Source organism: Okeania sp., from assembly GCF_983059655.1.
In genome coordinates this window covers 5,506-7,773 of record NZ_CEZPJD010000365.1, presented here as the reverse complement: position 1 = coordinate 7,773, position 2,268 = coordinate 5,506, and the positions used below count along the sequence as shown (strand labels likewise).

1 protein-coding gene is annotated in these 2,268 nt (G+C 33.3%); it reads right to left on the bottom strand.

What is annotated here, in order from left to right:
* Positions 1 to 169: 169 nt before the first annotated feature.
* Positions 170 to 1,459, bottom strand: a complete 1,290-nt coding sequence (locus tag AC3DU7_RS19350) for an ABC transporter substrate-binding protein (RefSeq protein ID WP_488040943.1) — start codon at positions 1,457 to 1,459, stop codon at positions 170 to 172.
* Between the last annotated feature and the right edge of the window lie 809 nt (positions 1,460 to 2,268).

The window sequence follows — 2,268 nt, the reverse complement described above, 5'->3', positions numbered from 1 at the left end:
CTGACCGCTATTGCCTACTGCCAAATGAGCTGCGCACAGCGCTATATTTACCCCCTAAACAACTGCAACATTTCAACGGCTGATTTGAAATTAAACTTTAGACTTACCTGTTATCCTAATAATGATAAATCAAGCCTCTTAAAAAACTTTTCTCTTGATTTTTTCTTCCCTATATTCCTGATAAATTATCCCATTCAAATGCTGCATCAGTCGTTGCCTGTTCAACAGTTTTTTCTGCCAACATAGCAGCCTGTAAATTTTGAGAAATAATCTGTCTCAACTTATTCACATTCTTAACTGCTGGAAGTAAAACTTCTGCTTTAAGCATTTGATCGGCACTAATAATTCGAGCCTTATCTTGAGTAGAAGCATTAGAAGGAAGACTTTGAAAATAGTTATTTTCTAAAGTTTGAGTTATAGAAGGTAAAACATTAGTCTCTTGAGTAAAAGCCGTTTGATTTTGATTGTTAGTAATAAACAAAGCAAATTTCAGCGCTCGGTCTGGTAGTTTAGTATTACTAGAAATAGCTAAATTCATTAGCATCATACTCTTCTTACCAGTTTCACCTGTAATTTGAGATATAGGTTTTGAGACTTGTCCAATCTCTGGTGTATATTCAGATATTGCCTCGATCGCTTCCGACCCAGAAAACAACATAGCTATTTCTCCAGCTTGATATAAATCAATACCAGCCTGACTTCCTTTTGTCAATACTTCCTTTGGTAATAGCCCATCTTGATATAGATCGACCCAATACTTAAATACTGCCCGACCAGTTTGAGTATTAAAAGCAGCCTTTCCATCAACATCTATCAGCGTCACTCCCATCTTGCCAAAAGATTCCAGTACCTCTGACAATTCTTCTGGTAGAAAAGAAATAAAAAAAGCATACTTATCAGTTTTTTCTTTAATCTGTTTAGCCACCTCTGCTAACTCTGAATAATTTTTGGGAGGTTGCTCTAATCCTGCTTGTTGAAATAGCTGAGAATTATAAATAGTTATATTTGTTGTCGCATACCAAGGAATACCAAAACTTTTACCATTAATTTGACTAGCCTGCCAAAGGTTAGGTAAATATTGATTTTTTACCGAATCTGATAATATAGTATCCAAATTTAACCAGGCATTAGTTTCAGTCAATAGATATCCAAAACTTGAGTTAAGATTAACCACATCTGGAAGATTTTTTGCCAAAATAGCACTCTGAGTTTTCTTTTCCATCAATGACCAAGGTACATCAATCCATCGTACTGATAAATCTGGATTCTCAGTTTCAAAATCAGTAATTAATTGATTAAAATAATTCGTAAATTGAGGTTGAAGCTGTATCGTCCAAAACTTAATTTCTTGAGTATTTAAGTTAGTAGGAGAGGGAGTGGTGCAACTAATCAAAAATGTTAAAATTAGTCCGAATGTAGCAAATAACCTAAACCGTTTCCATTTAACGATGTAAAACATTTGATAAAATTTAAAAAGTTTCTGAAATATAGTTATTTTGTAATAATTTCCTACGGAATACTGCGCAAACAGCAGTCAGCCATAAGCTATTGATTTTAATTTAGGATACAAGCTTGATTAATTGTCTTACTATAAAAGTTGACTCCCTTGCCCTTAAAGTTAGTTGTTAATTTAAACACTGTCCTTAACAAGAGAGTCTTGTTGCTGTTAACGCAGTTCCGACCTAGGAAGCTAGCTGAATGTTTACGTTATTTTATTGAAACTTTGAGAGATTGTACACCTTGAATAACCAGGTCACTTCAGCTATAAGTTATTAGTTATTAGTACCTCTGACTAAAGCCAGAGGCTTGAAAATACAGAAAGGAAAATTTTTTCTTGTTTATCCTTGAAAGGAGAAGCTTTAAACATTAATAATTCGGTAAGATTTAAGGGCATTATGACCAAGAGACGAATAAGAGAAAAGCGTGCGTTGTCAAAGTTTTAAGCTTTTGATATGTCCGCACCCTTTGCTTCAACTGCTATACCCCAGCATTGTTTCCTTGGCCACCTATTGGAAAATATAGTTCAAATTCCGAAACATTTACTAATAACTGATTCAAAGCATTTCTCATAAATTAATGCTATTCTTGGAAAATAAAAAATTATAAGCAGAGCAGGTTAAAAAAAGACATTGGATTTTTAATCAAAAAACCCCTAGAGATAATGAATATAAACTTTTGAACTAATTTACAATTTGATATATAGCGCCCAAAATTTACAATGTTCTACGTTAGTTAAGAATTTTGGTAGTTATTACGAGTATTTTAATA

What these genes read in the sequence shown, in the direction of transcription:
- AC3DU7_RS19350 (WP_488040943.1), bottom strand. Translation starts at nt 1,459, where the DNA reads ATGTTTTACATCGTTAAATGGAAACGGTTTAGGTTATTTGCTACATTC.